Consider the following 26016-nt stretch of genomic DNA (forward strand, 5'->3'; position numbering starts at 1 on the left):
TGCTCGTAGTTGTAGTGCTGCACGGTGCGCCAGAACTTGTCGCCACCGTCGCGAGAGTTGCCGACGCGCGAGAGCCCGTCGACGCGGTTGACCCCGTCGCTGCGGTACGCGTGCATGTCTTCCATGTATCCACCCGCGGTCGTCGGGTCGACGTGGACGGGGTAGACCCGGTCGGGGTCGGTGAGCCACGAACGCTTCGGCGTGAGAGTCAGCGACCATCCCCCCGCGGTCTCGCGGAGCGTCATGGGCACCATGGTCTCGGCGTTGGTCCGTTCGCCCTCAACTCCCGAGGAGTCGTACATCAGGGGTGCAGGGATGCCGAACACAGTCTCGCCCTTGGCGTCCGCGAAGATTACGGCCCCGTTCTCGTCGAGGGTGGCGTCCAGGCCGGGTGCCGAGACGTTCCAAGTCCAAGAATCGTTGCGGGTGGAGGGGACGTCCGCCAGGACGAGTTCTTCCTTCACGGAGCCGTTCAGCACTTGATACGTGAGGTCGGTGCCGGGGAAGACGTCGGCGTAACGCACCTCGTCTTTCGGCTTGGTCGACCAGGGGAAGACCCGGCGGACGACCTTGCTGTCTGCAGCACCGACCAGCTCCATCCCCAGGGAATGACCGTCACGCGTGACAGTGAAGACATCTCCATCTGCGGCCGTGTCTGCGAAGACGGGCGCGAGGGGATGAGCGCCGGGCTCCACATCGCCGTCAGACCGCTTCTGGATGGTCGTCTCGACGGGCTCGAACGAACCATCTGGCTGCTCGACGTTGATGGGCTCTGCTCCGATGACCGCCGTCTTGGTCCCGTCCTCGTTCTTGAAGACATCTTGGAACTCTGACTGATCAACCAGCACCGACGATTCGGGATCGAAAGAGTCGGCTCCTGAGGTTTCGTCGTCGGCTCCGGCCTCCGGCTGAGGGGTAGTAGCAGTCGGGGCGGTCTCGAATTCGGCGCCTACAGAGGGCGTCGCCGACCCCTCGGGGACCACCGGGTCGGCTGTCCCAACAGCTCCGGAGGAAATCGGAGGAACACTTCCGTAGTCCGGAACCGGCTCGGCCGCGACGGCAGGAACGGCTACCAGCAACTCTGCGACTAGCGCGAAAGCCGCGACTGAACCAACGACAGCGCCGCGGCGCCCCCAACCAGTGAACATGCCAAACCCCTAAACCTGCCGAGTCACCACGACTCGATCAGACCTGAGAATAAGCATCGAAAGGACCCAGAAAATGCCGTGCATTGTGAGGAATTGTCCGGTTCAGAACGCCGGGGGACAACTTGAGAATTTGCACCCCGAGCATCCGAGGCAGGAAGCAATATAGGGGTGTACTGAGGGGTATGTCTTGGGGCCGCTTGTTATCGATACGTGACCTCGACACGACACGTGTCGACCAGTCCAGGGGGCGCCCACTGTCGGGCAGGTCCCTTCAGGCCGAGTGAGCCAGGGGGGCAACGCACGACCTCATTGGTGCGCAGGGCAGCCTCGCACCAACCCACCACGACTGATTCGATGCGCGGCCTGGAGGGCCGCCGCAGGTCGGATCGTCAAGCGTCGACCGTGACCATTGCGCTGGCCCATCTCGCACAAGCACGAGCGCAAAGGCCGCAGGCCGGCATCTGCAAGCAAGAACGGCGCCCGTCATGCTCAGATCCGGCCCTCGGGCAAAGGTTGCTTTCCGTCCCAAATCCTCACGGGCCTAGGCCTGGTTCTTGCCCTTGGGGATGAAGACCTCCGTTGTGTAGACGCGGTCGTCCGATGGCCCTCGCGCGCCAGTCTGCGTGTAGTCCTGCAAGCCGTAGAGGTCATTGAGTTTCTCTCGAAGCGCCTCTTCGGGGTGAAGGCTGCCGAGGGCTGAGTATGTGCGGGCCTCACCATCCACTTCGATGTGGAGGAGGCACTGGCCGCCGTCGACCTGTGTGTGCCAGGCGCTCACCCGCGTGCCAGCGTGCTTGTTTGCGAATGTCTGAGCGCTCTGACTGAGCAGAACTAGTTCGCGGCCTGGCAAGGCTGCTTCCGCCGCCCCTTCTCGGAGATACGGGTCGATCACCCGGACCCGCGCGTCCGGCCGGATCGTGCTGCTGAGAAATGTGCGGGTGGGAAGGTCGCTTGCTGGAAAGGAGTAGCCGATGACGTCGACTTGATCGGCCGCCCGAAGCGCCTCGGCGGCAAGGCGCCACTGGGTCACAAGGCCGGATCGCCCGTAGTAACCGTTTTTGATGCTGGTCGGCGGGACGAGAAACGGCTGCAGATCAGCGAATAGCGGCTCAGAGTGCGACTGGGCACTAGGGCGAGGGTGGTAGACCATCTGCTCAGTAAGCGGCGCGTTGCTGCCCCCATGCCACCAGTTGACAGAACCGTGGAGCTTCAAGACGGTCGGCACCTTCCTGCTGGGCGGTGATGCGGAGAGCATCCTCGACGAGCCCACGGGGTATCGCTCCGTGAGAGGCGCGGCGTAGAAGGCTGACGCCGCCCGCGCCCACCCCACTCGCTGGAAAGCCGTTTCGAGCAGAGTGTCGTAGTTGAAGGTAAGGACGGTCACGTTCTCGTGGGACCACTGCCAGGCGATGCGGTCTAGCCAACTTGGCTGCGCTTCCTCGGCTTGCGCTTGAGCCTTGATGATGACGTCGTAGAGGACGTCGATCGACCTGGAGAACAGCGCCCGATTGCTCAGGTTCTCGCTGTCCCCAAGCCATGGTTGGTCACTAGCGAGGTAAGCGAGCCACGCCTCGACGTCACCGCCGTACGGTTCGAAGACCGTGTGATGAAGGCGCAGCCTGTCCTCGAACTGGGCCCTGAGGTCGACCATAAGGGGCATGCGATCGCTGATAGCTCGTGAGAACCCCGCTCCCAACACGATGACTTTCTGCACGCACTCATTGTGGCCACACGTCCCACCTCAGATGCTCGACGCGCTAGGCAGAAGGGCCTGGACAGCCTGCCGTCTCTCGCCTTAGCCTCCCCCCGGACGATGGCGGCGCCCTTCGTCACTGGGTTCGTCACGGGCTGGCGCCCTCTCAGCCCCGATGGCGGTAGGTGGACGCTCAAGCTCGACAGAGCATCGCCCTGCGACGGAAGCTCGCTCTGGCCGCCAGCGAGGCGGGAGTGTCTGCAAAGCGCATGTCCGCCCTGACCGGCGCGGCCAGCAAGTCGGCCATCCTCTACTGGATTCAGCAGGGCCGTGCTGATCGAGACCGGGCTGCTGGCATCCTTGATCCCAGTCACGACAGCGGTCACGCACAGGCGGACGACGAAGCCTAGGTTGCCGCCGCAGGTTAGTCGCCAGCCCAACCTCATGGGCCCTCCGGCCGACGGGTGCCGCGCTGCGTCGGAAGACACCACGCAGGCGAATCTATAAATCTATAGTCGGCCGCCGAGGGGCCGGGAGTTATGGCCGGGGTCTCCACTTATCAAGACGTTCCCGCGACCCGGGTGTTCAGTTAGGCCCCGGGACCGGCCAAGATAGGTGCGTGTCGGAGCAGGATCACGAACTCGCCTACGTATTCGATGTCAACGACGCGGCCACCCTCGGCCCCCTGCTTGATGCGGCGTGCAGCGACTACCCCGATCCGGCCGTTGTGGCCTTAGCCTTCGGCCGTCCGGGCTCGACTGCTCGTGAGAGCGCCCGGGACCACGCGCTTGCCCGCGGCCTGTCGTACGAGCTTGTCGCCGAACCGACTGACCCCACGCGTTCGGCGCTGCAACCGCTCAAGACGAGCGACAACCCATGGATGACACCACTTCTTAGCACTCGGCCCGAGGTCCTTGACCTGTGGGAGGCGTGTCTCGCGTCCGTGACGCATCCGGTGCTCATCGCCCACTTTCGAGACTTGCTCTTCAGCGCTAAACGTCACCGCGGGATCGAGGCCGGCCAGCACGTCATCGATTCATACCTCAAGATCAACGACCCGGACGCCCCCTTCTGGATGGAAGGACTTGCCCGCTCGGTCTGCGTGGCCCGTTCGTTCGGTCTGCACGATGCCGAGGCAGCAATCAGGGAGACCCTGCTCGCATTTGCCGAGGCGCGCCTTCAGGACCGAAGCGTGGCGGGGCTCGTCGCCCACGCCCTGGAATTGTTGAGCGTGCCTGCAAAAAGGGCCCCAGAAAGTACGGCCGAAGAAGACCGCATTCGCGCACTGTTCGCCCGAGCGTGGGAGTCGATCGAGAGCAACTTGTCCATCACCGATGCCGTAGCTCATGCCAACAGGCGGTTTGCCAAGTCGCCAGCTGAGCGCCAGGCCGCAGGCGAAAGACACGTTCGAACCTACCTACGCCCCGACGACCCCGACCAGGGAATTCGACGGATTTGGGAGCTGACAACCGCGGCGAACTTAGCCGAACACTACGAACTCCCCCACTTGCGCCAACAAGCCATTTCCTCATTGCAAGCCAGACGACATCACGCCTTGGGGGGGCGGCCACTCGGGAGACCGGCTTCCCTGCCCTCTTGGCTGTTGGTCAACAAGTTGCAGTCCTACCGACGTGCACGCGACTGGAGGCAAAGCCTGCAGGAGTGGCTAGGGACGGAAGCACCGACTGGTTCTTGGGCCGACAATCAGCAACGCTATGGGCAGACGAAGCCTGGGCTTCTCTCCCTCGTGACGCGCATCACTATCGGCCGACACGGCCTCCCGGAACGGTCGCGATCCGGGCCAGAAGCCCGTGCGCTAGACGATCTCCACACCGCAGAGCGAGACCTTGCCATGATGAATGGAACCGTCCTGGCAGGTGCCCTCAGCATCATCGGAAGTCAGGGCGGCAGCCTCTCCGAAGAGACCTTGTCCGCGTTCCTCCTCAGCGACAATATGGACGAGCCGCTGACGATGGCTTTCAGCCATGCCCTCATGCTCTTCTTTGACGGGCGGACGAGTGATGCTGGACTCGTGGCGTTCCCCATCGTCGAGGCGGCCGCGCGTGGCGCTCTCCTACTCCTCAACGAGCCCCTCTACCGGCTCGAAGCAGGGCAAGGCCCGGGCCACTTTCCGGCACTCGACGTCTACATACAGGCGCTCGAGGACCGCGGCCTTGATGAGGACTGGCTACGAACGCTCCGAATCGTCCTCACCCCAGACGGTCTCAACCTCCGCAACGAAACGGCTCACGGTCACAAGCTCAGCTACACCGCCGTGGAATCTGCGCTGATACTGCGTATCGCGGGAATGCTGCTCTACCTGAACGGCCCATCATCCACCCAAGAGGGCGACGCTTGGGCTATCCGACAGCTTCGGTATCCGCAACGGAAGCGCCGCCGTCGTTGGCGCCTCATGATCTACCGGTAGCCCGCATGAGCGGGAGTCGAGCGTCCATGCGCCGTCTGCCTTTTACGCCCTAATGATCGTCGGAGCATCTGACCTTCGGCGGAGAAGAGTGGCGTGCGACTCGGCTCTCACCGCATCGCTGGTGGGCCCGTTCGCAGCCGGGATCGCCACAGCCTCGCCTGCCCGTCTCCAAAAACACCCGGAACAGCCTTCACCGCCCGGTCAACGCGCGTGGGCAGAAGAACCGCGGCGACACTCAGGACGAAGGCGCTGCTGAACAGGATGACTATCGGCGCGATGAGCGCCCATGCAAGCTCGAGAGAATCGGTTCCGTTGTTCGTCTCAAGCCATGTGGCAACGACCATGAACGCCACGCCCACGAGGGCAGGGAGAAGGGCTCGGCGATGACGACGCAGCTGCGTGGAGAACGTGGCCCGGATTTCGGAACCAAAGTAGATGACGTCGGCATCGATAAGTGGGTTCTGGACAACGGCCGGCTCCGGTGGGCCGTCGGTCATAACTCGCATCTTGTAGCCGGCGCCTCCTTTCAAGAGGCACGGCCGCAACTCGAACACTCCACTGCCGTCCACGTTTACTGCGGCCAGGTCCGCCCCGCACGCATCGACCAAGTCCAATTGGCCTACGACCGGCGCTCCTAGCGAGATGTTCAGTGAGCGGCCCTGGTCGAATTCGTGCGAGGCAAAATCACGGTCCGAGGAGACCCACACGGTGAGGGTCACAGCATGGGGAGCTTCGACAAGCTGGTCGTCGACTCTTACGCTTAGCCGGCCCTGTAGCTCGGCCTCGCGAGCGGGCTTCACGCTTTCGACTTCAACGTCGAACCAGATCTCGCGTCGCCTCGACGCTCGCCGCTGCGCCCGCCACGCTAGGGCCAAACTCGCACCCCCGACGAGCAGCGACGCCACCGAAAGTAACCACGCCATAAGACCGGCCCCTAGCGCGGCCGCGCCGCCAGCTGCTAGACATCGGGGCCACGAACTACGGAGCGGTTCCAGTTTTATTGAGTGCCGCGCAGCGGCTCCCCCGGGAGCACAGCGACCCGCCCTGTGTCATGGTTCGACCATGACCTTGTGGCCCGCTCGCCTCATCGCTGCTGTCATGTTCACGTTCGGGCTCGTCGCGCTACTGAAAACCGACGAGGTTCTTCGCGCGTTGGGGGACGACTTCATGACGATTTGGGGTCGACGCGGCGGAGACGCTGTGCGAGGGCCGTTCCGATTCTTTGGGTGGTGCGCCCTGGTCATTGGCGTTGCTGCCGTGGCCGTCTTCTTCTTCTTCACGGGATGAGCGGGCACCCCTCGGATGCTTGTGGGGGCGCACGACCCGAGCACTCTCCTCCACTCGAGAACGCTCAGCGCGCACGAAGAAGCCCCCGCCCGGCTGGGGGGAGCCGAAATGCGGGGGCTGCTGCTGCCTATCGGATTAGGGACCGCCCGGCAGCTCTCGGCCAGCTCGGGGGGAAGCTGACCGGAGTCAAACTACGCGCGGCACCTGACGGCTCTCTCGGGCTCAGTAGGGAGCGACCGAGGTCACGATGCGATCCTCAGGCAGCGTGGTGCGCACCTGGTCGATCGCGTCGGCCGGCGTCGGGGCGTTCACCTCAACGGCCACGGCCACGGCGCTCGTGTCGCCCTTGGGGCGGTGCCTGACGAACCAGCTCATGCCCGGGCGCTACCCGCGGTCACGACGGCCACTCGTCCGGCTCGGGGTGCAGCCGACCCGTCAGGGCCGACAGCTCGGCCTCGTGCTGAATCATCCACGCGACGGCGCTGTTCAAGCTGCCCTCTCGGCGTAGCCAGGGCCGGCCGCCGGCATCGTCTCGGCCGTGGGCGTAGGAGTGGTAGACGATGCCGCCCAGCTCGTGCCGGGAAAGTACGTAACCGAGGGGCGCGGCACGGTGCCGTCGGACCTGCCAGACGCCGAACGTGCCAGGGATCGGCGAGACTGCGAACGGGTGCGTCGGGATCGGCCGGCGCAGAATTTTCGCCGCAACCTCACCTGACCCTCGAACTCCCACGGCCGGAGCGTAGGGCGAGCCCCCGTCAGTGCAGCTCGGAGGGTCTGTTTCGACTGTCCCAAAGGTCGAGGGCCGCCTCGATCATGTCGAGGGCGGCGTCGAAGTAGCCGGCCACGACGAGCAGGCTCGTGGTGACCCTGTAGTCCGCTCCACCGTGTTGAGCTTGACCGACCTGCTCTCGATCGAGAAGCAGCAACATCATCGCGTTGTTGCCGTGGGCCATACCGCTCGACGTCTGCCACAACGCCAACGGGGTCAGGAAGAGGTCGGGGAAGAGCGCCGCAATCTCCACGAGGCGGTCAGTGACCGACACGACGGAAGTGAGCCTCACGCCCACCAGGGCCTTGCGGCCATCGCGGTCGCGTTCAAGCGCGGCGATTGCCCTGTCCCAGCCTGGGTCCTCGCGGCCGGATCTCTCCATGACGTTGTGCACCTGTCGGCGGTTATCGCGGGCCAGTTTCAGCGATCGCAGCACCCGCTCATCACGTGACGCGGGGTGCAGAAGCCAGAGGGCGGTCGCGGCGGCCTCGTAGGCACTCCGCACGAGCGTGAACATTGTGAACGGCAGGTCCGCCCCGCCGTCCGCGACGATGATTTTGAACGCATTTAGGTGATCGAGCGCGACGCCAAGACTGGCGCGCACCTGGTCGGGAACCGAGCTGTAAGGGGTTGCACTTCGGTCCCCCGCGAGTGATGAACCTGCCCTCACAACCAATGCCTCGACACGGGCCGCAAGCATGTCGCAGCGCGCAAAGCTACGCGCCAGTGCGGGTCTCCCCAGCTCCTCGTGCTCGGGAGCTTCCTGCCGGTCGTGCTGACCCCGCTCACCGTCACCTCCTGCCATCATGCAGCCCATCTTCTACTTCCAGGTGGTGCAGGCTCAGTGAAGTCTCGTCAACGCTGGTAGCGGAGCAAGAACTCGGACCCAAGAGTCCGCCAACCCTCGAGAGAGACCCGATCTCCGACCATGTGGAGGGCGTAGGAAACATCGTCGGCTTCGTCTTCGGACCAGTCGGGATCACGGCTGATAATCCGTACCTCGGGCCCCAAGGTGTCCCAGTAGAAAGCGAACGTCTGCTTTTTCCGGTCCGCCCGCGTCATCGCGTGGATGCCGTCGAGGCCGCGCATGTCTGTTGCAACCTGCGGGAAGGCCGTGGCGTGGGACCAGGCACGGAAGGCGCCGGTGACCGACAGGTCGATTGCGACCTTGTCGTACTCAAGCGCCCAGCATCCGTTGAGGACAAGGCCCAAAGCGAACCCCTCCGAGAAGCTGTTGCGCTGCTGCGTCGGCGTGGGAGTCGAAGACATGCCAAGAGCCTACGAGCTTGCCCGCGTCGCTATGAGAGGCGCGGGTCGAGGCCGTACAGATGATGGGCCGCCGTCGAGCCGACCGACACCTGGATCACCGCCCTCCGCGACGGGGAGGCGCTATCGAAGGACAACCTCCCCACCTCGGCGACGTCCGGCGCGGAGCACTTCGCGAAGTAACGACGCACAACGACGTCACCAGAGCTGAGACCTCAACAGTCCTTGGCAGGGGCACCGGGGTGGCCCGTTCCCGATATCGGTACTCCTCGGCGGAATCTTCGCAGTCGGCAGCAGCGCCGGCGCCTCATTCACCTCGAAAAACGCCATCGCCGAGTTGGCGGAGGCTCGGAGCCCTACACGACTGTGGATCACCGAGCACCACTCCATGCCAGGCGTGTCGTCATGCGTCCCGACCGTCATCCTCGCGCGACTGACCGCACACACCCGCCGGCTCCGACTCGCATCAGGCAGTGTCTTGCTCCCTAACCACGCCCCACTAACCGTGGCCGAGCAGCGTCACTGCCATTCGTGCGAGTGGCCAGTGGGGCGCCGCTTCTTCTCGGAGGTAGCCGAGGCTAGGTATGCGTGGCAAGTAGATCGAGTTCTACCGCCGGACCTTCGATGAAGTTGTTTTTTTGGTCAGCTGGAGGAACTTCCCTTGCCCGACGCCGGCGCTCTTCTCGAGAGCCCAAGTCCATTCCAGGGAGGCTCATGAGGGGGTAGTAACTACCAGCAGGAATGAGTCGACGCACCTTGCCTACGACGACCGACGGCCCCTCCATGTCCCCGAGGACAGAAGCCGTGTCGAGTCTTGCAAAGACCTTCCAGTCCGTCTCGTCGCGATCGCCCAGAATAATGCGGGGAACGTCGATAGCGTTCATGAGGGTGGACATCGAGTTCATCTCCTCAGCCGCGGGCAACCTGGAAGTGTCGAGTCCGGCCGCTTGTGCGCCTGGACGCAAAGCCTCCATCATGCGGAATAGGTCCTTTACGCCGCTCCCTTCTCCCATGATCTGAACCACTTCTGGTGTGAAAAGTTCGCATTCCCAGCTGAGCAGGGTGCCGACACCAAGGCTTGGAAATTCGACGTCAGGCTGTGCAATTCGCACCCAGTCGGGATCCTCCCCGTCTGAATTGAGAGCTTGCAGCAAGCGATCGAAACGCGAAGCGGGCGTGTCAATGAAAGCTCGCGAATTTTCTCTTTCGCGGCCGGAAGAAGCGCTCCCCTTGACGACCTTGAGGTCGACATCGCCGCTCCGGGCACCATTGCTCGTCTCGCGGCTCGACGACTCTGTTCCTAGCCCTCCCTCGAGAGCACTGATGAACTGTCCGAGCATGTTTTCGTTGAGGTAGCTGAAGTGGCGAAGCATGCTTGCAGATTATGGCTCGAACGCCCCGTGGGGAAGTGTTCCCCACCTTGCACGAGGCAGGAATGGCTTCTCGTCGATGTCTGGGTGGGTAGCCATCGAGACTCTTCATATTCGTGAGGCGTGCACGGCCTCTGGGCAAGCAAACTTGACGGCGCCAGCGTGCGCGACCGATCTTCAGCGCCGATGCGCCAACTTTGAAGCCTTACTCCGACCAGGCGGTGAAGCGTCGCGAGGTGAATCTGAAAACGTGGAACTCCCGGTCGCCATCAAGAAAACCGAGCAAGATGTCGTCGTCTTCTAGCTCAGCGTCGTCATGTCGCTCTACCGGCTTTGAATCTGGGAAACCAACAACAATGGCCGGCGTATCCGCGTCCGGGTACTGCCGGTTTCGAAGCCACTGCCGCCAACGGACCAGCTGGCCTACTTGGAATTCTTCTTCCGCTGTCCACTCCCCTAGGGCCGCCTCCAACCTGCTGGCGTATTCCGGGTCACGGGCGGCTTCTCGGTAGCGCTGCCACCGATCCTCCTTTTCAGACAGTTCTGGCGCGTCGCCATTGCCGGTCATGTCCGCCTCGTCGGGCTCACCGTGCGCCATTGGTCACGTTCCTTTGGTTGCTCGCCCCGGGGAGTTCGGGATTGGTTTGACGGGTTGCATGGCGGGTGTTCTCGAAGAATGGGTCCTCGGGGAAGCGCACCGAAGTTTCAAAGAGCACCCCCCGCCCGAAGGTGCGTACACCCGCTGGCCGCACAAAGATCCCCGGGCGACCTTGGGCACTGTCAGGTGTCGTGCCAGCACTGTCCAGACGCGTCTCGTTGAGACGGTGGGTCAATTTTCGGAGGAGGCGTCCGTAGTGGCGCTCGCTCCGGACTTCTTGCAGCTCATCTCTCGCGAAGACGGCGGTGAGGTCCAGCGCATGATGGTCACCCATCTGCTGGAAGAACAGTCCCCGCACTAAGAAGTAATCGAGGTCCTCTATCGGGGAAAACTCTGAGAAGAGGTCGAAGTACGTCCTCGCGTCGCCGTTATGGAGTTCGACCTCGTCACGGAGCGCCTCCATGAGAAGCGGGCGCACCGTTTTCCGGACGTGCATGCGGAAAGCGTGAAACGCAGTGTGATCGAAGACGTGCCAAGCGAACCCCCGAGCTGTGCCCGGCCAATCCGCGAGCTGGGTCGAGGCATCGCTGAGACCCTGAACTCCCTCAGTAAGTTGCTTCAGCTGCGGCCCGATGAGAGCGACAATTTGGCCGTTCTTATGCCAAATCGGCGCGGTAGGACGCAATCTATGAATGTATGACTCGGCGTGCTCCGTCAGTGGACGAAGGGAGCTGGAACTGTGCTGGCCTGCAATCGAGATCCACATCCTCCCATTGGCTTCGAGAACAGGATCGGCGGTGAAAATGGCCTTTTCGTTGCCAAGAAGCTCGGCGGCGAATCCGACGACTTTCGGGTCATCCATAGAAGTTCCTCTTGTAGAGATCAGAAGTCATGGCGTTGTACGGGTCTATGACTGTTCGACCAACGTGACCAATGGAGCGGGCATGATCAAGCCCCGCGCTTGGCCCTAGAGGGCTCGCTGTCGTCAGCCAGCGCCGGTACCGGGCGAGGTAGTCATCGCGAAAATACACTCTCTGGGCTTTGAAGTGCCGTGCGTCGGTGGTTACAGCAGGAAGACGACCTTCCCACCCCCACCGTCTGACGTCCGCGTGCCCCGACATGGAGACCTCGGGGGCGAAGGGTGCTGCGGGGACAACCGACTGTTCGTCGCTGAGGTAGACACCGGGGGGACTAAACGCCTTCGAAAGCCACGCCCGGAACACTTTCTGGTGACTCTCAAGGGAAATGCTGTGCCTGCGAACCACATCCACCGGGAGGTCGACGCTGGGATCGTTGAGAGGGATGTGCCTCAGGGCAATACCTCCCGTGTCGAAGGGGGCAACATGCCCGCCAAGATCGGCATCCTCGATGGGCGCGAAGACGGCTACATAGTCTCCAAAATCCGGCGAGTTTTTCCCGATGCCGTAGTAGACGTGCTGGGCTCCCCCGAAGAGGTCGATTTCCGCTTGTTCAGTCTTGTCCGAGCGAGACATGCCGTCGAAGTTGCCCGTGAGACGTCGGTGGAGAATTTCTTGCCAGGTCATCTGCGCTGTGGCACCGACGCCCCCCGCAGGCACGGTGGGCTTGTACCCGCCACCTTGCGGCGCCTTCATTCTCATGCCCTGAATCCACGGAAATGGCCGGCCGATTGCGAACCTCAATCGCCGCAGAGACGCTTGCCCTAGGGCCCGCCCTACGTCCGTCGAGAACCACATCGACTTGACACTACCTAAAGGACAGGTACTGTCGCGAGCCTCGTTCAGGGGAGAGCGGCAGTCACAGCGCCCAAGATCAGGTGATCCTGCGCGCGGTTCGTGAGGAGGGGCTAGTCCACAAGATGAGCGTCTGACCCTGGGGCTGTCCCGCTCGCACCCGAGGTCAAGCTTGCCTTTGCCCGGTAGCCCGCTGGCACCGCAGGAGCAGCGGCAAGGGTGCGGGTGCGAGTGCGAGTGCGAGTGCGAGTGCGAGTGCGAGGAGAATCTAAGACCAGCGGAGCGCCGTGGGGTCCCAGGTACGGTCGTGGGCCGCCTCTGTCAGTGCTGGCTCAACGAGACTGTTCGCCGTTTCGAGGGCGCTTTGCCATGTGAGCGCCTTGGGCAGCGCTGACGTCTTGGCCGCCACCTTGGCAAAGCCGGTTTGGATAGCGGGGGTCGCCGTGAGGCTCGTGAAAGTCGAGATCCGGCGACGGCTGCGCTCTGCTTCGATGGCAAGTCGCAGCGTCTCGGCCCTGATGGAGCTGTGCCGCGCAAGCAAGACGATGTCGATCAGGTCTTTTGCGCGGCTTGAGCCTTCGCCTGAGGCGTAGCTCGTGTCCATCATGGCGGCGGCCTTGTCGGCGATCTGGTCTTCGACGGAGATCATGAGGTAGTCGTGGACGATGAGCGGTTTGCTGAGTTCGAGCCGGAAGCGGGGCGCCTGGCGAGCAAGGGGTCTAGTGGGGCGGTTGTGGATTGCTAGGTCGACTGCGACGGGACCGAGCCGCTTGATTCGACGCCGACCGATCGAGTCCATGGGCCCCAGCAGGTCGACGTTGAAAGTCACACGAGTGCCTTCGATGTCGGGCTGGTTGCCGCCCACCATTCGCCTGACAGGCCCTTTGGTGAAGCGATGGAAGTCCTGCAGGTCCACTGCGGCAAGCCGGGTCATCTCGTCAACGGCTGCAGCGACGGAGAGGGACTGGTGCTCGAGGTCGACGTCCCTGGTGGCGCGCCCCGTCGGGATGCGCGCCAGCATGCCGGTGCCACCCTTGAGGGCGAAGCCGGCCAGGGGGTCGGAGAAGACCCGGCAAAGGAATCGATCGAAGACGAGCTGCGTCATTGCCGTCTGGGTCGGGACACCCGATGTGCGCTCGTCGCTTCGAGCCTGAGCATTGGCGGCCTGATGGAGAGCGAACCCGTCCGCGTAGCCGTCAGTCATCGTCATGAGTGGCATCCTCGGCATGCTTGCCAGGCTCGGCTTCGTCCTTACTGTCGGCTGGCTCGCGGAGCCTGTATGTGGCGGGCCCGGTCTGCTCGATCCTTTTGTCAGCGCGTGCAGCGTCCTCGTCCAAGATGTGGGGAGGTGGCGGTGTGGTGAGGCGGATGGTGGGGATCGTTGGCTTCCAGGAAGCTAGGCCTGCCTGGATGTTGGCGAGATTGGCTGCTTGCTGCCCGATCGCGGAGTGGTTCGCCACCTCGCCAAGAAGGCGAGCGTTCACTCCCACGATCCGGCTGAGCGCTGCGGTGTCAATGTTGTTGAGCGCATCCCGTGTGGGGGCAAGCGCGGCGGCCATGAGGGTCGCCGCATTGGGCGTCACCTCGGGCAGCGTCGCGGCCAGGGCAGGCATGTTTGAGATCACTTTGTTGATGAATGCCTCGATTCCCGGGAGCCGGATTTGGGACGTCAGTAGTCGGTCGAGGGCGCGACTGGCTTCGGATGCTGCATCCACTTCCGCCGTGACCATGAGGTGCGAAAGGGCCCCGCGGCCGTCGCCGGAAGCCTGTCCGAGTCGCTCCGCATAGGGGGTGAGCAATTCCGCAAGACGCGTCTCGTCGAGGTCGTATTCACCCCGGAGAGCATCTCGCATGGCGTCCGCCGCGATGGAGACATCGCCTTCATCGCCGAGCAGGTCGACGATGGTTCGCTCTCGGGTGGTCACCGGCAGTCCGTCGACAAGCTCGACGTCTCGGGAATCGAGAGGACGCCAGGAATAGGCGATGGCGCCGGTACTGCTTTGGCGGCGTCCCGGAACAATGATTCTGTACGGGGCCGAGTAAACGTCGCCGATGCCGTGCACCGTTGCCGCGGCGGCGGAAGCAACCACCGCATCAGGTCGTGGCAGTGAAGTCCGGTCGGCTGCCAGCTCTCTTGGGTTCGTCGACAACCACGCGGCACGCAGGTCATCGAGAGGGCTCGACGCGGCAGCAGCAAGGCGGTAGACGCCGTAATGGTTTGTCCGCTCCAGCTCCCCCGTACGGACCCTGTGGGCGAGGTTAGCCCGGGCAACACCATGGGTGCGTGCCTGCGCGGTTGTGATCATGCCCCACTGGCCCGCGGAAATGTCGCCAATCCGTTGGGCAACAGAAGCGCTTTGCATACTTGGAGGGTATCACCCGAATATACTTTGAGAGTAGCCCTTCGGTCCCAGCAGTGGGCGCCCGAACCCTCATTCCCCCTGCCACAGACGGAGAGCTGGGTAGTTGGGCGCAACTGGCTCACTGCAGCCCTCGCGTCGCGTTCCGCAGGCCGGCGCATCTTCGTGGGTTGACTATGGCGCGCCTTTTGAGGCCTGCGGGCATTCGGGTCGCTACCGACGAAGCCGGTCCAACATCGGGGCGATGCTGGCTTGATTGTCGCGGTAGTTCGTGGAGTGCGGTGATCGCCCCGGAGGCACGGTCTTCATCGTGGCGATTCCTCGGGGGGCGACCACCGCGGACCGGGGGAAGAGCCCCGGTCGCCGCCAGGCTGACCGGCCTGGCGAAGTCGTGAGTGCGTTCAGAGCACGGGTATCCAGACGCGCCTCTCGGATGGGCCTCGAGATGCATACCGGTGGCAAGGCACCAACGCCACAGGGGCACGGGTGCCGGTGACACGGTCTTCCAGGACCGAGGCCTCGACGCCACAGCACTGTCAGCACCTCGCTGAGGACGCCATCCGCAGTCGACTCGTCTACGCGTCGCGCCAAGTACCGGCGTACCGGTTCGGCGACTTCGCGGGCGACACCGTCGAACCGGTCACGATCAGCCGCGTCAGACACATTCACACACCGTCATGTCCGGGAAAGGCTTCCCACATTTCACCTTTGGCGAAGTTAGAGCGCTAGGACCGACATCACACCGCGCCACAGAGTCATCGGCGGCTTCCCCATCACCTGTCTCCAACAGCCAATGTGCTCCACCGTGCAAGACAAGCCGGACGCCACCGCAGACTCCCGGGACATCGCAACGACGATTTCTATAAATCTATAGTCGGTGCACTGGCTCAGTACCGGGCCGCGCTCATGCCTGACACCAACGAGCCCCTGTCACAGACTTTCAGTCGAGCCAGGCCCAGGTGAGGTCTCGCAGGTCGAGGACACCGATGTTGCCGGGCGAGTTGTTTGCTGCGAGTGAGTACACGGAGCGTCCCGCGGAGTGATGCCCTTCGGCCCGGACATGCATGTGGCCGTGGAAGAGGCGCGCCGGCGACAACTGAGTCCAGACGTCCGTGACGATGGCGCGGCTACGCCGGGATGCGTCGAGACCTCGTTCATCAAACAGCCTATGGTTCGGTCGCGCGATCACGTCATCAACAAGCCGCGAGCCCCCACTGATCGCCTCGTGCGTCAACATCACGTCGGCACTTCCCCCAGCTAAAGCGCGAGCCGCATCAGCCTCGGCGGGCTCCTCTGTGCGCCACCAGTCTTTTCCCTCGATCCGTTTGCCCTGGTCGGGTGAGGCCGCGCCCCCGAGAGACAGAAACGTTCGGCCTCCGACTGTGAAGCGATAACCCCTCGGGAGGAACGCGATGGTCTGCGTCTTCGGCAGACGGTACGGCTCATTGGGATGCGCCTGGAAACGGGGTCCGAGTTGGCCCCAGTCATCATGATTTCCGGGCGTTACGAAGATGCGTTCCAGGCCGCTTGCTGTCATGGCCTCGACGACGTTTCGTCGATAGGCGGACCAGGGCACGTTCGCGGTCAGGTTAAAGTCGCCGAGGTGCAAGAGGGTACGGACGCCGGGAGCCTGCTCCTGAAGCATTTTGAGGGCTTGGCGCGCCCAGTAGCCGCTGGAGTGCCAGTCGCCGGCGATGGCCACGTGGGTTTCAACGTTGGGGGTCACACCACTCACAGGCAGCTGCACGTGTCCGGGACGAAAGACACCTCGGCGGCCTCCCATCGGGCGACTGGGTTGCGCCGTGACGGAGTAGAAGTCGTTCACGCCCGGCTCGTGGACTGCGGCAGGAGGCTTGAGCGTTCCTGCGACGCGTAAAAGGACACCATCTCGCCACGGTATCTGAGCCCAAAACTCAGCGACAGTACCGTTTTGCACGGACCGGCAACACGCGCACACCAGAAAACGAATGACCCTGCTGGTGCCAGTTCTGTTGCCGGCTTCTGACGTCTTCAAGGCAACAGTCGTCGTGGGCATGACCAATCGGCACCAGGCAATTGGGAGAAGCAGCCCGGCCACACCGAGACAACGACCCCCTGGGCCCGGGCCAGGGATAGCTCAGCTCCGGCCGTGGCTGAGCCCCCGGGCCTCTCGAACGCCCTCAATGACGGTTCTCAGGGCTGAGCCGTCGCTGCCTCCGTACCTGGAGATGCTGGTGCAGGCGTCCCTTCTGGTGCCGCCGTCGCCGCGGGAAGTGAGGCCGGTTCGGGGGGCTCCGCGTCAGCGCGCGGGCCGAAGTACAGCGTCCCGAATGCCGCCGCAGCCAGGAGGGCGGCGGCGAAGGCTGACACCATCGAGACACCAAGCCAGGTCACGATGCGAGCCAGCTCTCTTTGTTCCCACTCGCGGAGAGCGTTCATCTGACGCAGCTGGAGCGTGCGGGGCCAGCCGAAGGATGCTCGCAAAGAGGCCCCGAGAGAAAGCAAGGTCGCAAGGGCTGCTCCGAGGAGCAACAACCCAACCAAGGTGACGACGCCGGCACTGGCAGCTGCGAGTGGCTCCGGGGCGCCCACGAGCCCTGCTGCAGTGACGACACTGGACGAGATCGAGGCTCCCGTTCTCCAGCTGTTGGCGACTGCACGCACCCGAGGTAGTTCCGTTGCCGCGAGAGCCGTCAGGCGACGTTCTTCGTCGATGTCATCGACTGAGGCGGCGTGCACGGATGTGGACGCGGTCATGGCTGGATGGTGGTGGCCACAAGCACCGAGCGACCGCAACCGGTCCGGGAGTCTGGCCGGTGGGGATGCCTATGCGGGCAGCCGCATTCGATGACCCGCTCAATGACGTAGGAGGCAGCAGCTGCTTGTCCGATGAGTTCCCCACCCCCCACCCGTACCGACAGCTCTTTGGTTGCTGTCATCGGGCCCAGGCAGTACGGGCACGTCCCAGTTGCCGTCAGGAGGGTGGGGTGGTAATTGTTGTCGACCGTTCCCGTCAGGGTGTCCTGGGGCGAGGGGTCCTTCGACTCCCCAGTTCTGCTCCAGGCCAGCTTGTCACGGTGCCGCTTCACTGCTGCCCTCCTCTGCCCCGTGGGGTGCCAGCCCGCCCACGAACACGCGCGGTGGCTGCGGCGCGAGCATCGAGGACTGCCTGTACAGCGCCGTGCAGGTCGACATCGGCCGCACCCTCTTCGATCATTTCGACCGCGAGAGCATAGGACTGCGTGGCATAGGCTGCGCGCTGCGGACCAGTGGCGGGGCTGCTGAAATGGGTAAGGATGAGGTGGAAGCCGTCGGTGTCAAAGGGGTTCCAGAGATGCACCTTCGGGAAGGTGCGCACGATGAGGGTGTTGCCGGCCAGGGCTCGCACGCCGGGTCGGAGGTCCACCCGGTCGGGTAGGCCTACGCGACCGGTGTCGATTTCGTGCCCGTCGTCGTCAACCTGCTTAGCGGGCTGTTTCTCGTAGGCCTGCTTGATCGCGGCGAAATCGGCTCCAGCGACGAAGTCGAACCCGATGCGCCCCGCGACGTAGTCCTTCCTGCTCCGCCGAACCGGCGGATCAAAGGCCAAAGCCACACGGAACCGGCGCCGACGCTGGGCGGAGCTGTCGAGGAACTCCGCCGGCACAGGTATGTCGATGACGACACTGGTGTCGGTGGGGATGATGCCCTCGTGGACCAGGATGGCGCGGCTGCCGCCGCTTTCGAGGACTCGCTCAGCTACGGGCATACCGTAGGCGCTGGCCACAGTGGTGCCCCCCTGGAACGCAGGTGGGTCTGTGGGAATGCTCGACAACCCGGTGAGGGCGCGAAGGAGGTTGGCGCTGGCATGGGGGTAGCGCTCTGCTATCCGCGCCACTTGATGCGCGACCAAGGGTGCCGAAAGGCTCGTACCCGCGGACACCCCAAACAGGCGCCCCCGGTCCGGCGGTATCAGGGTCGTTACGGCAAGGTTCGGATCGTCAGTGATCAGGGCCCCGGTTTCTTCGTCGGTAGCCCAGTTCCCACCGAAGTGGACCAGTTCTGGTTTCTGGTGCCCGCGCTTGCCTCCCCCCGGGGCAAACCCGGTCCTCGTGAATGGTGAGGGCAGGCGTTTCCGGGCGATGGCACGACCATGCGGGCTCCGTTGGACGTCAACGGTGTCGCTGTGGGTGATCGATCCCGCAGTTAGGGCCAATGAAGCCGTGCCGGGGACGGCGACGCGGGCGGCGGACTCCTCTAGGTATTGGGGGTAGTGCTCATGCCACTGCAAGCCTCCTGTGTCGGTGAGGTTGCCTGCGGCCGTAACGACGACCAGGTCCAGCTCTCGGGCCAGCTCATCGATGCGCGCCGAAATCGAGGAGGGCAAGGCTCCGTCGTGGGCGTAACTCCGAGAAAACGCGCACACGACCACCTTGACGTCGTGACCGCGCAACCACCGCATGGCCGCCTCGATCTGGTCGCTGGCATCTCCGACGACGACCGCTTGACCGGCGGTGTTGGCTTCGGCAATCCGTGCCGAGTAAATGGGAAAGACGGTCTCCGGTACGGCACCTCCTAGGAGGGGCCGCAAGTCTCCGTACGCGGCGACGCCGGCGACTTGGGTGCCATGCCCGCTGGTGGCTGCGAACGAGTACCCGGCGGGGAACTGGGCTTGTCCGACGACGACCGTGTTTAGCCACGGGTTGCTGGTGACGACGAGGTCGTCGATGACACCGATCGCCACGCTCTGCAGGGCGATCGTGGCGTCCGGCGGCGCGGACTGCTCCAGGGTGCGTTGCGTGACCGGGATGCTGAAGGACCCGTGCACCCGTTCCACGAGAGCGTGATCAAGGACCAGTTGCAGGACGTCGGCTCCACCGAGTACTCGCACCCGGAGGGTGTCGGGCCTGTCATCTCGGGCCAGAATGGTGGCTTCGGGGTCGGCGTTGTGGATGTCCTGAATGATTTCGGCCAGTCGTTCTCGCCCCCGAAGGCGCGCGAACCGGTCCGTGAGCAACGACGTGGGCCACAAGATGACCTCGATGGCCACCCGCTCGCCCACACGGGGCACGTCGGGCAGATCGGGGGCTCTTCGGTCCTCGGGACCGTAAATGTCGATGTCGGTGATGTTCAGCAGGGCCTTGCGCCAGGCCTTGGTGATCTCGGCATCGGTGGGGTCGCCGGCGACAGCGGTCGCCGTGCGTAGGAACAGCGCCCGGGAGTCGTCATCGGAGATTGCGAAGAACTGCCGGGAGTCGTTCTCTGCGAGAGAGGTCAAGCCGAGGCTGCGTTTGCCGAAGGGGCCCTGGTCGAAGACCCCGCGTCCCGTAAACTTCAGCACCACCCGGCCCAAGTCAGTGGGCCCTTCGGGCTCGGCGCTCTCAGATGCCCCGTCGGGACGTGCTGCGAAGAGGTGGGGTTGCTTCCGAGTGATATTGCCGAGGGCTCGCTCGAGTCCGCGCGCTTGATCCTGGAGGTCTGGCTGGCGAATCGGGGTGGAAGTCGATCGGCGGCTGTTGAGCACGACGAAGTCGGGCAGCGGGAGGTGGTTGGCCATTCCTTGATGCTAAGAGCGAGGACTGCTCAAATCGATCAGCTGACGAGTGTTGCACCCCGAAGGGGGGGTCAGGCCCAGGGTCGCGACTGGGCATCCTGCACCGCAACGACAAGGTCGCCCTCCGATGCCTGGGCTCGACCGTCGAGGACCGCGGTACGCCTGGCCGCGTTGGCGGCGTACTCCGCTGCGGCGTGGGGAAGACCCGCAAGGGCCTCCGCGGCGTCGGCGACGGGCTGCTTAGGCCCCCACAGCAGGCTGCGCCGAAGCACATCGCCCAGCTCATCAGTGGAGGGCAGCGGCATCTCGACGATGAGGTCGAAGCGGCGCCACAGGGCCGTGTCGAGCACCTGCGGATGGTTGGTAGCCGCCACGATGATCGAGGGGCCTGCGTAGGCGTCGATCTGCTGCAGGACGGCGTTGACGACCCGGCGTAGTTCGCCGTGATCGCTAGGGTCGTCACGCATCTTGCCGAGACTGTCGAACTCGTCAAGGAACAAGACGAACGGCCCGCTTGCGACGAAGTCGAACAGGTTGCGAAGATTCGATGCCGTCTCGCCGAGGTAACTGGAGATGAGACCTTCGACTCGTGCCGTGACCAGCGGCCACCCCAGCTCTTTCGACAGAGAACTTACTGCGGATGTCTTGCCGCACCCCGGGGGGCCGTAGAGCATGACCCGGTTGCGTCGAGGTAGTCCTGCAGTGTCGAGTTGTGGCCAGTGACGCACCTCGTGCACGAGGCCTGCCAGCGCGCTACGTGGACGGTCCGCGAGAACAAGGTCAGACAGGTACGAGCTGGGATAGGACACCTGGGCCAGCGGCAGCGAGCTGTCTCGGTCTACAGGAGGTTGCGGCAGGGCCGGGGTGTCGTTGACCACGATCGAGCCGGCACCCGCCAGCAGCTGCCGCAGCTCTTTGGCTACGACCGTGTGCCGCTTGGACTCTTCCTCGTGAATGATCGCCTGAGCTGCGCGCCGAAACTTTAAATCGTCCTGCTCGCCATAGGCGGCGATGAGGTCTCGAAGGTGACGGGCGGCCATGACTCAGAGCATAGCGGGTGCGGCCCACATTTACTAATGATTTAGTAAGGTGACGACATGGCAGGACGACCGACTAAGGCGAAACGGGACACCTTTTCGCGCGGTCAAGCACTGGGCACGCTGCTGCTGCGCCGCCGGGTCGAGCCACCTCGGCTCAGCCGCCGTGAGCTTTCGGAGATGTCTGGAGTCAGCGCGTCGAACATCCAGGCCATCGAGACAGGCATGGTGACCGAACCGGGCCTGTTCACCATCGTCACGATGGCGACAGCTCTGGAGCTAGACATCAGCCGGGCATTTCGCTCACTTCATTCCCCGTTGGAGTTCGTGGACCTGCGAACTGGGGAGGCATGGCCGGAGGCCGAATCCAGTGAGTGAGCGGCCCGGGACGGAACGTGTCTGTTTCGCATCTCTGTCAGTGCGACTTCTTGGTCTGAGGTGCGGCCTGTCGACAAGGTTCAGGCGTGAGCCTTACTGCGGTACCGGCGACGCCGATAGTGCTGGGCGATGTCTAGCCCTTCCGCCTCAGCCCTGGAAAGCCTCTCTGCCGATCCCACTATGGGGCAGGTGTGGGCAGCGGCGTTGACGGCCGTATTGGCAGTGTCCTTGGTGTGGTCGTATGCGCTCCTGCTGCCACTAAGTGTCATGCCAGCCCAGAGAGGCGCTTTCGGCTTCTTCGGTCCTGAGCAGGGCATGCTGCGCCTGCCTCGAGGAGTGGGATGGTTTCTGCACCGATCGCCGCTCAGCGTCGCGGCGGAAGGCGGCCACTGGGGTCACCTTCGCGGCTCGCTGGCCCTCGCCTACTCCGATCACCGCAACGTCCACGTAGCCCTGTTTTGTGTAGCCCGGATTCTGGCAGTTGTTGCAGCCGCCACGGCCAGCGGCTTCGCGGTGTGGTGCTTTGTCTGTGCGGTGTTGATGGGCTCGGGAACAGCCGCCTGGCTGGGAGGTGCCAGCATCGTTTACGCCTGCTTCCCGGTCGTCATCACGATCATGGCGGCGCGATACCGGTGGCGCCGGCGAGCACCCTTCGAACTGCTCTGGTTGCACGAATCCATGGTCGTGCTTGCACGGCACGAGAACCGGTCTTTTTCTGGTGAGCTTGAGCGTGCCGAGGTCCTGTCGGACGTCGGCGACATGGAGTACACCCTGATGCAGCGTTACCGGGGCTCTGGGTCGGGGTCAGCAGAGCGACTGGCTCGGGCCCAGTGGGCACAGTGCGTGGTGTCCCACAGCACCGCGGCTGCAGTCTTCCAGAGCCAGCCTCAACCCACGAGCGACGAAGTGTGGACCTGGCTGCGCGCCTACATCAACCGCATCACCGGCAGCGTTGTTGAACGCCAGCCCGCTTTGCCCCCGGCAACGACCTTTCCTCGGGCCGTGTCGACGAGGCGCTTGACGTACTCAGCCGATAGCGCGGGCACCATTTTGATGGTGTTCCTCGGGCTCGCCTTCGTGTCGCTCCTGGCCCTGGCAGCGTGGAGCGCCGGGGTGCGGGTGTCGTCACTACCGTGGGAACTTCTCTCACCGGGGGTGGCTGTTGTCTCGTCGCTGCCACCCGTCCTTGGAGGCCTCGGCGCCCTGATAAGCCTGGTCCGCGGGGGGCGGGGACAACTCGGATTCGGCAGGTGAGGCTGAGACATGAGCTGCATGAACCGCCTGCCCATAGGCCAACCCGCGCGGTTTGCGATGCCGGGCTGCCCGCGTGTTCGGTGAGTGAGCGTCGTGGGTGCGTGGAGCGCGGGACCGGCACTGCCAGGTGACGCTCTGCCTGATCGTCTCTGGCTGCACGGAAACAGCGCGGAGGTCCGACGGCCGCGGCTGTTCTGTCGCCGAGACTGCCGCCGCCGAGAGGATTGGTCTTTTTCTTGCCTGGCCGAACCTAGGCTCACGGAGGGGGAAGCGGTCCTGAACCCCGCTTCCCCTTCCAGGTCACCACCCCCCAAGACGGTCCCAGACCTTGCCGGGTCGCTTGCGTGTGACGTCGGTGCTGCAGGTCTTGCCCGGAGGCTTCCCGCTGCGAACACAGCTCACCCGCCATGAGCCTCGCTAGGGACCCGCGTCGGTTTTGCGCCCGGTGGCGAGAGGGTTTGTGCTCGTTGATGGCGCTGCGCTCTAGTCCTTCCCCGCTGGCGGCCTCCGCGAAGCGCGCTGTGGGCGAGCACTCGGGGACGGCGCGGCGGCGGGTCGACGACGTTGCATGTGGGGGACGTCATGGCGGTGGCGTGTGTTGAGGGTCACGGCGCCATACCAGGCGTCTTCGGTCATGCTCACGTTCACCGCGGCGCAGTGGATTGCGAGGACCACCGCGTTGGCGGTCGTGCCGAACACCTTGGTGCTGTGGCGACGCATGCTCCCGCGCCACTCCTTCAACTGCGCGTTGGCGCCTTCGACGAAGGACCGCAGCCCGTAGTGATCGAGCCACTTCTTCGTACCGAAGGTCAGCTCTTGGCGTTCCCATGCCGCCTCGGACAACGGAATCACTCTCGTTGACCCGCACTGGCATCCCGGCTCGCAGTTAGTCAGGGGCGTCGTGCTTTTAGCCCGCATTGACTTGGGCGCATTGCGGCATCGAATTCGAGACGTGTAGGCGGGGCCTTTGAGTTGAACGTCGCCGTTGTCGAACCGCTGGTTTACGCGGAACGCCCATCGTGCGCGCTCGTCGTACAGGGCGGTCAGCTCGACCCTGTCGGCAGCTTTCATGCCGATGGGGTAGTTGGGAAGCTTGCGAAGGCGTTGAGGTAAGGAGTCCGGGAACAGGGTCCCATCGATCCAGGTCACCCCCTTGGAGGTATCGGATGGGTGGGGTCGGCGTTGGTTGGTGTGCAGGTCGTGGACACCAATGACGTTGCGTTTGCGCAGTTCTAGGTGCCACGCGGACGCCTTGGCGTAGCTGTAGCCCCGGTCGGAGGCGAGGTACCGGGCATGCAGCCCGTGTGGAAGCGAGTCCAGGAGGGCAAGGCCTGCATCCGCTTTGTACTCGCCAGCGGGCCGGAGGACGGCGCCACGGATGTAGGGCACCCAGAACGGCTGCCCGGGGCTACCGGCATCCACCAGAAGGTGGGCGTCGTATCCGTTGAACGTGCTGCTGCCTTCCTGGTTCTTGACGGTGCACCAGCCGATACGCGCGTCGAGGTCCGCGCTGACGGCGTATCGGCCATCTGGTTGGAGTTTGGGCCATCCGGGTGAAGCCCAGGGCTTGTCGGTGCGGGCATCGTCGGGCGTGTAGGGGTCGGATGTGTCCGGCTTGGCAAGCCAGCTGCGCCTTTTCGCGTGGGTGCGCACATCGGTGCTGTCCAAAGCGAGGACCTCGGTTTGGGGGCAGCCTGCGGGGATAGAGGCGTCGATGAGAGCGTTCACGAACTCGTCCACGGTGGGCATGCGGGGGTTGCGCGGCGTGCGCCGGCCCAGGGCGCCGTCCGGTTCGAGGTGCCCGATGAGGGCTTGGAGAGCGGTCTGGAGGTTGTCGTAGCTCCAGTTCCAGGGAAGGCCTGCCCGCAGCTGTTGAGCGGGCGTGAAGGTGTCCACCCACCGTGTGAGGTCAGTGAGGACAAAGTCCCTCTTCGGGCCCTGGATCTTGAACGCGATCGAGACAATGAGGAAGGTTTCTAGGGACACGAGTCGAAATTTCCCGGGTCTAACCGCGTCAAGGTGAAGGACTCGTTGCACCGGTTCGGCTCGTCGGAGGATGGTAATGGCCGCGGTCAAGCTCTTCGAAGTTGACATGATCGCTCCCTCTGGCAGATGGAGCGGCAGCCGACGTGGTTTCGCCTCCGCTGCCCGGCTCAGGTGACGCCGACCCGCAGAACGCATCTCGCGAGTCTCATCGGGTGCCGTCAGCACGCTCGAGCCCGTTCTCCGGCGAGGGCGCGGTCGGTGATGACTCTGTCCTCGACATCCCTGAGGTAGGGGCCCAGGAACCCCAGGTAGCCGTTTCGCACACCCGCGGCCTCGAGGAACGCCTTGACTTCGACCCGCTCACTGAGCGTGTCGACCATCCACGTCGTTCGGAGCCGGCTCACCGATAGGCGCGGCAGCCAGTCGGGCACCTCCACCCGGTCCTTCAGGGTGGACATGGCGCTTTGGCTGCGTTCGGCACTGATGCCCATGAGGAACTCCCTCGTGCTCGTCTCGGCAAGCCGGAGCACACCGTCCGCGTAGGAGCGACGGACGGGGACTGAACGAGGCTCCTTCCCTGGCACGTGCAGATGCACCAGCCCGGCGTGCTCGGTGACATGTTCGGGTCGCGCGTGACGCATCTCCGTGCTCCGCAGCCCGGCACCGAGCCCGAGATGAAGGATGCTGTCAAGGAAGCGGGAACGCTTCTCAGTCCTCTGCTTGCCAAGGATCTCCAGGTAGCCGGACACGTGGTGCGACTCGTACGGGGCGGCGAGTTCGCGTCGGCTCTGGTGTTCCGGCTGGTTCCCGTAGTACACGTGAGCGTCGTTCGCTATGCCGATGCGGCGAAGCGCCGATCGCATCGTCGCACGGGTCTGCGGATGAGACGAGACGTAGCGGGACGTGATGAACCACTCGAGGATTTCGGGCGAGAGCAGCGATTTGGAGTTCATGTCGCAGTTGTTTGCGGCGCCGAACTGGTACAGCCGACACAGGCACGAGAACTGGAGCTGAACGGCCGCGGCTGACTTCGGCTTGCTCTTCACGATGAGCGCTCGCATCTCGTCGACGTGGGCGGCAAACCACGGCTCGCGGTAGTGAATGGGCCGGTACAGCTCCATGACCGCGGGGATGTCATTGTCGCGGACGGCGGCCGCGAGGCGTCCTTTTGTCATCAGTAGCTCACCGTCATAGGCCAGGACTTCGGCCCACTGGGAG

Annotated in this window: 23 protein-coding genes; 6 read left to right on the forward strand and 17 right to left on the reverse strand. The window is 64.2% G+C overall.

Going from position 1 to position 26016, the window contains the following annotated elements; translation table 11 throughout:
• On the reverse strand, positions 1-1148 hold a 1148-nt coding region (locus IFT45_RS15745; RefSeq protein WP_197982501.1), incomplete at its 3' end, for a hypothetical protein.
• Positions 1149-1689: 541 nt separating this feature from the next.
• Positions 1690-2862, reverse strand: coding sequence for an SIR2 family protein (locus tag IFT45_RS15750; protein ID WP_192129328.1), 1173 nt, complete (start codon positions 2860-2862; stop codon positions 1690-1692).
• Positions 2863-3110: 248 nt separating this feature from the next.
• On the opposite strand from IFT45_RS15750, the gene IFT45_RS15755 reads away from it, so the two are divergent.
• Positions 3111-3251, forward strand: coding sequence for a hypothetical protein (locus IFT45_RS15755; protein WP_192129329.1), 141 nt, complete (start codon positions 3111-3113; stop codon positions 3249-3251).
• A gap of 209 nt (positions 3252-3460) precedes the next feature.
• Positions 3461-5269, forward strand: coding sequence for a hypothetical protein (locus tag IFT45_RS15760; RefSeq protein WP_192129331.1), 1809 nt, complete (start codon positions 3461-3463; stop codon positions 5267-5269).
• A 107-nt stretch (positions 5270-5376) separates the two neighbouring features.
• On the opposite strand, the gene IFT45_RS15765 is transcribed toward IFT45_RS15760, so the two are convergent.
• A complete protein-coding gene (locus IFT45_RS15765) occupies positions 5377-5988 on the reverse strand; it encodes a hypothetical protein (protein ID WP_192129332.1) in 612 nt (203 codons plus the stop codon).
• A 343-nt stretch (positions 5989-6331) separates the two neighbouring features.
• Between IFT45_RS15765 and IFT45_RS15770 the strand changes: the two genes are divergently transcribed.
• Positions 6332-6556: a hypothetical protein gene (locus IFT45_RS15770; RefSeq protein WP_192129333.1), complete on the forward strand. Its 225-nt coding sequence runs from the start codon at positions 6332-6334 to the stop codon at positions 6554-6556.
• 222 nt (positions 6557-6778) lie between these two features.
• Here IFT45_RS15770 and IFT45_RS15775 read toward each other — a convergent pair whose 3' ends face one another.
• From IFT45_RS15775 to IFT45_RS15785, 3 genes are all read right to left on the reverse strand, one after another.
• Positions 6779-6931: a hypothetical protein gene (locus IFT45_RS15775; RefSeq protein ID WP_192129334.1), complete on the reverse strand. Its 153-nt coding sequence runs from the start codon at positions 6929-6931 to the stop codon at positions 6779-6781.
• Positions 6932-7311: 380 nt separating this feature from the next.
• Positions 7312-8133 (reverse strand): hypothetical protein, encoded by an 822-nt coding sequence (locus IFT45_RS15780; protein ID WP_192129335.1) that lies wholly within the window; start codon positions 8131-8133, stop codon positions 7312-7314.
• A 47-nt stretch (positions 8134-8180) separates the two neighbouring features.
• Entirely contained in the window at positions 8181-8594 is a 414-nt protein-coding gene (locus IFT45_RS15785) for a hypothetical protein (protein WP_192129336.1), read from the reverse strand.
• 274 nt (positions 8595-8868) lie between these two features.
• Between IFT45_RS15785 and IFT45_RS17955 the strand changes: the two genes are divergently transcribed.
• Entirely contained in the window at positions 8869-9219 is a 351-nt protein-coding gene (locus IFT45_RS17955; protein ID WP_371811057.1) for an LLM class flavin-dependent oxidoreductase, read from the forward strand.
• On the opposite strand, the gene IFT45_RS15795 is transcribed toward IFT45_RS17955, so the two are convergent.
• From IFT45_RS15795 to IFT45_RS15835, 9 genes are all read right to left on the reverse strand, one after another.
• Positions 9170-9964, reverse strand: a complete 795-nt coding sequence (locus IFT45_RS15795) for a hypothetical protein (protein WP_192129337.1) — start codon at positions 9962-9964, stop codon at positions 9170-9172. The two genes, IFT45_RS17955 and IFT45_RS15795, sit on opposite strands and share 50 nt — an antisense overlap.
• A 202-nt stretch (positions 9965-10166) precedes the next feature.
• On the reverse strand, positions 10167-10529 hold the full coding sequence (locus tag IFT45_RS15800) for a hypothetical protein (protein ID WP_192129338.1): 363 nt from the start codon (positions 10527-10529) through the stop codon (positions 10167-10169).
• Positions 10530-10545: 16 nt separating this feature from the next.
• Positions 10546-11421 (reverse strand): hypothetical protein, encoded by an 876-nt coding sequence (locus IFT45_RS15805; protein ID WP_192129339.1) that lies wholly within the window; start codon positions 11419-11421, stop codon positions 10546-10548.
• Positions 11414-12178 carry a hypothetical protein gene (locus tag IFT45_RS15810; RefSeq protein WP_192129341.1) on the reverse strand — a complete coding sequence of 255 codons (765 nt, stop codon included), beginning with the start codon at positions 12176-12178 and terminating at the stop codon, positions 11414-11416. The genes IFT45_RS15805 and IFT45_RS15810 overlap by 8 nt, the downstream gene beginning before the upstream one ends.
• 361 nt (positions 12179-12539) lie before the next feature.
• Positions 12540-13481: a nucleotidyl transferase AbiEii/AbiGii toxin family protein gene (locus IFT45_RS15815; RefSeq protein ID WP_192129343.1), complete on the reverse strand. Its 942-nt coding sequence runs from the start codon at positions 13479-13481 to the stop codon at positions 12540-12542.
• Positions 13468-14634: a type IV toxin-antitoxin system AbiEi family antitoxin domain-containing protein gene (locus tag IFT45_RS15820; protein WP_192129345.1), complete on the reverse strand. Its 1167-nt coding sequence runs from the start codon at positions 14632-14634 to the stop codon at positions 13468-13470. Before IFT45_RS15820 ends, IFT45_RS15815 begins: the two co-directional genes overlap by 14 nt.
• A gap of 937 nt (positions 14635-15571) precedes the next feature.
• Entirely contained in the window at positions 15572-16456 is an 885-nt protein-coding gene (locus IFT45_RS15825; RefSeq protein WP_192129347.1) for a metallophosphoesterase, read from the reverse strand.
• Positions 16457-17695: 1239 nt separating this feature from the next.
• Positions 17696-20146, reverse strand: coding sequence for a S8 family peptidase (locus IFT45_RS15830; protein WP_192129349.1), 2451 nt, complete (start codon positions 20144-20146; stop codon positions 17696-17698).
• A gap of 68 nt (positions 20147-20214) precedes the next feature.
• A complete protein-coding gene (locus IFT45_RS15835; RefSeq protein WP_192129351.1) occupies positions 20215-21183 on the reverse strand; it encodes an AAA family ATPase in 969 nt (322 codons plus the stop codon).
• Positions 21184-21240: 57 nt separating this feature from the next.
• Between IFT45_RS15835 and IFT45_RS15840 the strand changes: the two genes are divergently transcribed.
• Positions 21241-21558 carry a helix-turn-helix domain-containing protein gene (locus IFT45_RS15840; RefSeq protein WP_192129353.1) on the forward strand — a complete coding sequence of 106 codons (318 nt, stop codon included), beginning with the start codon at positions 21241-21243 and terminating at the stop codon, positions 21556-21558.
• A gap of 267 nt (positions 21559-21825) precedes the next feature.
• Positions 21826-22812: a hypothetical protein gene (locus IFT45_RS15845; protein WP_192129355.1), complete on the forward strand. Its 987-nt coding sequence runs from the start codon at positions 21826-21828 to the stop codon at positions 22810-22812.
• A 483-nt stretch (positions 22813-23295) separates the two neighbouring features.
• Here the strand turns inward: IFT45_RS15845 and IFT45_RS15850 are convergent, their stop codons facing one another.
• Both IFT45_RS15850 and IFT45_RS15855 read right to left on the reverse strand, forming a co-directional pair.
• Entirely contained in the window at positions 23296-24708 is a 1413-nt protein-coding gene (locus IFT45_RS15850; RefSeq protein ID WP_192129357.1) for a transposase, read from the reverse strand.
• Between the two features lie 308 nt (positions 24709-25016).
• Positions 25017-25973, reverse strand: a complete 957-nt coding sequence (locus tag IFT45_RS15855) for a hypothetical protein (RefSeq protein WP_192129359.1) — start codon at positions 25971-25973, stop codon at positions 25017-25019.
• Between the last annotated feature and the right edge of the window lie 43 nt (positions 25974-26016).

It is taken from the genome of Frigoribacterium sp. CFBP 13707, assembly GCF_014842245.1.
In the GTDB taxonomy this organism is placed as follows: Bacteria; Actinomycetota; Actinomycetes; order Actinomycetales; family Microbacteriaceae; genus Frigoribacterium; species Frigoribacterium endophyticum.